At 31.3% G+C, this 4,150-nt stretch carries 4 protein-coding genes and 1 pseudogene; all 5 read left to right on the top strand.

What is annotated here, in order from left to right; translation table 11 throughout:
* Nucleotides 1-596 (top strand): annotated as a pseudogene (locus FD20_RS13625) (hypothetical protein); the annotation flags it as partial.
* A gap of 78 nt (nucleotides 597-674) precedes the next feature.
* On the top strand, nucleotides 675-1,064 hold the full coding sequence (locus tag FD20_RS12155; RefSeq protein WP_057738844.1) for a type II toxin-antitoxin system RelE/ParE family toxin: 390 nt from the start codon (nucleotides 675-677) through the stop codon (nucleotides 1,062-1,064).
* Entirely contained in the window at nucleotides 1,057-1,332 is a 276-nt protein-coding gene (locus FD20_RS12160) for a helix-turn-helix transcriptional regulator (RefSeq protein WP_057738846.1), read from the top strand. The genes FD20_RS12155 and FD20_RS12160 overlap by 8 nt, the downstream gene beginning before the upstream one ends.
* A gap of 261 nt (nucleotides 1,333-1,593) precedes the next feature.
* Complete coding sequence (locus FD20_RS12165; protein WP_057738848.1) at nucleotides 1,594-3,054, top strand: RES domain-containing protein; 1,461 nt, start codon at nucleotides 1,594-1,596, stop codon at nucleotides 3,052-3,054.
* A 27-nt stretch (nucleotides 3,055-3,081) separates the two neighbouring features.
* The gene (locus tag FD20_RS12170; RefSeq protein WP_057738850.1) at nucleotides 3,082-4,068 is read left to right on the top strand and encodes a DUF2971 domain-containing protein; all 987 of its coding nucleotides are present in this window, start codon (nucleotides 3,082-3,084) and stop codon (nucleotides 4,066-4,068) included.
* Nucleotides 4,069-4,150 lie beyond the last annotated feature (82 nt).

The following is a 4,150-nucleotide window of genomic DNA, read 5'->3' on the forward strand; positions in this document are numbered from 1 at the left end:
ATTTCTATACAATTCAGAAATCTTTTATGCATTTACACAAGATATTTTACGCTCTCAATGAAATTGATAGTATTGAAAAAAACGGAGAAAATGTATTTTATAATAAATGGTATGAGAGTAAAGTTGGCAAAGGTGCACGTATAGATTTTCCAAGTTTAACCAACTCTCAAAAGAATGCATACCAAGCCATTGAAGATAATTATAATGCATTAAATGAGAGTTATGAAGTGCGATGTCTTTACCATGATTTAAAAAGAGACTCTGGCTATTTTGCAGAAATCATAAACTTTAGAGATTTAATCCATCCTTTCTTTGTCGAACCTATTTTCAACAATCCAAGATTACGTGCTCAAAGTGGTTTCTTTTTATTTGAACCGTATAATGGATTAACCAAAGATATATCTGAAATAAGTCGAGACATTAAAAATTTGGGTTTGGGAAACATTTATATCCCTAAAAAGTATAAACGTAATATTCTTTCAGAGTTGGATTATTTCTGCGAAATTAATAAAGCAACTCTTTTCCCAGATGCGGAAAATGTGGCTAACTATGTTGCAATGGATTTTAACAAACCTTTTCTAAATATGAGGAAGTAGCTAGTACAAAGGTAAATAACACTCAATTAATGTTTGTGTGTTATTTTTGTTTACTTTTGATAGCTTTGATGCTATCATATGAGCATGGAAGATAGAGATAAGAAGTTAACCTTTGATTATGTAAAAAGAAATGATGGTAGTAGTGAATTTGAAGAATTTTTGAATTCCATACCTGTTAAGGATAAAGTTAAGCTTTTACGTACTATTCAAGCAGTTGAAAATAACGGTTTGCAGATAGCAACACGTTTGGAATGGGTAAAAAAACTTGATAGTAATGTTTATGAAGTTAGGAGCAAATTAGGAAACAACATACAAAGAGGTCTATATTTTCATAAAAAGGATAACAAGTATATAATTACTCATGGATTTACAAAAAAAACACAAAAAACTCCACCAAGAGAAGTTAAACATGCTAAGAATATGAGAGATAGATATTTGAAAGAGCATAAGGAGGGCAAAAATGAGTAAAATTGATGAGTTACTTGAAAGTACAGTTAAAAACAATCCTGATTTAAGAGAGTATTCCGAAAAAGTCGGTCGTCAGTTAGAATTTGCTGTAGCTGTCAGAAAACTGCGGGATCAGCATAATTTAACGCAAAGAGAGTTTGCGAAACTTGTTGATAAACCACAGTCCACAATCGTAAGGATTGAAAACGGAAATATGAGTCCCAACATCAAAACACTTGAAGAATTGGGTAAACCATTCAATAAATCAGTAAAAATAGAATATGTATAACGTGTCGCAAATTCATAGCAAACATGTAGATTGTGTTTTTTATAATATGATAAGTTGAACGTTCGTAAAAAAGAAAAACTTTAAACTTAATAGAATAAAATAAACAAAGTCTATTCTCTCTAAAAAGAGAACGGGCTTTGTTTGTGTATTGTGTTTTTATCTGCATAACTAAGGGGACATTAGCTTTGTTACTGCAAGATATGATAAAATCAAAAGTGTATATACTATATAATGAAAAGTTAATTTAAATGTGCAATTGGAATGAGAAGTGATCAAGTTTTGAATAAAAAAGGAAACGAAAGAGAAGAGAAAAAAGCTTTAGATATTCAAAAAGACAGTGTATTACGTGCGAAAATGTTAGACGAAGAATGTTCTTCTGCTAAAGCAATTTTTTGCAATGCAACATTGGTCAGAAGTGTGAATCAGATTAATAGGATGACTTCACCAATGAAAAGTATAATCGAGAGAAGTGCAACTCAACGTCTAAAGAAATATTATTCTACTCCTTTAATTAATAGAACGCTAATTCCTATAGAATATAGTTCTAGCATTTTTCAAACCATTGAAAAAACAAATCGTATAAACAATAGAAAACTGCAGAATAGTGTAAATAAAATTTCAGCTAATACAAAATGGTATGAAAAGCTAAAACAGACATCTAATAACAAAAAAATGATGAATATACTAAGGGAACAAGGTATAGAAAGTATCAATAATGATATGCATTTCACTTTAGGTGCATTAGAAAAAAATAACCATGTTGCTTTAGTGAACAGTAGAAAATTTAATGATTCATATTTACGGACAACACATATTTTGAGTTCGTCATATGTAAATAGAAGTTTAACATCTAACGTTACTAAAAAACTGGCTGTTTTAACCCTTTCAGGACGACACAAAGCGGCAACAATAAAAACATTCACTAAGTATATTAAGCCCTATTATTTAAATAATCCAAGTTTTTATGTGAACATAAAACCAGTGATTGAAAAGTACGAAAAAGATGGATCGGAAAATGTCAACCAAATATCTCAAAACATTGAAATAGCAGCTACAGAAGAACTGATTAATGATAAAAATCACCCAATTTTGAATCTTACAGAGAATGAACTGTGGGATTTTCAATCATATTTAGCCGAGCATCCAATGATGGGATTGGCCGTAGAAACAGGAAAAAAGTTGTTTAATTTTTTCTCTACCTTAAATGTAAAAAAACAAAAGATAGGCGTGCCATTGTATCATGGAAGATCTCGTGGTGTTAGTGACGCTCCTTATGTAAAAAAACATTTGGATGGAGAAGCTCCATGGGGTATTCCTTCTAGTGGTAGATTTAATGTTGCAAATCAAGGATTATATTATACTTCAGATAGTTTAGATTCTTTAGCACAGGAATTAAGATTACAACAAGGAGAAACTTTTGATGTATTAAGGTTCCAACCCGACACCAAATTAGGTGTGTTGGATTTAACAAAAATTAATAATCCATTAGCTAGTTTTTGTTTACAAAGTGTATCAAAGGGAAATACACAACAACCCATTGAATACTTAATCCCAACTTTCATTGCACAATGTTTGTTGGATAACCGCAGTATTCAAGTTATTAAAATTACAAGCGCGGTGAATCCCGATGCCACAAATTATATATTTCTTAGTCCGTCATTCAGAGATGGTGTTAAAGAATCAGATATTACGATTTTACGATCAGTTACTTATGAGTCTTAAATTTGAATAATGAACAGAGGTATAACAATGCGATTAATTGATGTACTAGAAGATACAAGTATTCCAGAAGAAACATTGGAGATGATTCGTTCTTTACCACCAACTGGGAAAGAAGCGTTGGATAATTATTTTAATGAAGATTCTAATTTTTTTAAACATTCGAGACCTAAACTAATTATTCCTAAATTATCTTGTGATACTAGCCTAAATGAAAATTTATATCATTATACGACAGTGGGCAGCTTAACAAAGATTGTGCACTCAAAAGAATGGATGATTAAGCAGAAAGACTTTATGAATGATCCAAAAGAGTTTCAATATACTGTCGATTTAAGTGTGGCTATACTAGATACCTTGGATGCAACTAGTGATGAAAAAAAGCTATTTATTGAAACATTTGAAAATGGGCCATTTGGTGATACGTATATCTGGTCTTTTACAAAGAATAAGAATTCACAAACATTATTTGGAAATTACAGTGGTAATAAAGATGGCGTAGCACTTGGCTTTAAATTATCCGATGTCCAAGTAGCTCTAGCAACACACTTTTCCCATGGAAAAACAGACCCCAATAAATTAACGAAAGGAGATGCTTTTGTTTTCCCTCTAAAAGTCATTTATGATAAAACAATACAATTGGAATACTTGAAACCTGTTGTGAAAGAATGGCTTTTTGCTCAACGTAATTTGGCGAGGGATCAGTATGACATGAGTGAAATTATCTTGGCGTGTCTTCCTGCAATTACTTTGTTTGCTTTAACTTTCAAGAATCCTTTACTACGTCAAGAGGAAGAAGTAAGATTTATCATTACAAATATACGAGAAGATACAAAACTTCATCCTGAAGCTTATATTGGAAAGATACCATATGTTAAGTGTGAAGTAAGTGACTTCTTGATTAAAGAAGCTATTATTCAAACAGGAAATGTGATTTCGAATGAACAACTGCTGAGTTTGTTTAATGATAATGGTTTTACGGATATTATTGTCAAAAAATCTGACTTACCGTACTAATAGTTTAATATAAAAATAATTGATCAAAGAGGCTGTGACATAAGTCTCCATAACAAAGGCCGGTCTGGAAAAATCGGCTCTA

This window comes from Liquorilactobacillus uvarum DSM 19971 (assembly GCF_001434935.1).
Classification (GTDB): Bacteria; Bacillota; Bacilli; order Lactobacillales; family Lactobacillaceae; genus Liquorilactobacillus; species Liquorilactobacillus uvarum.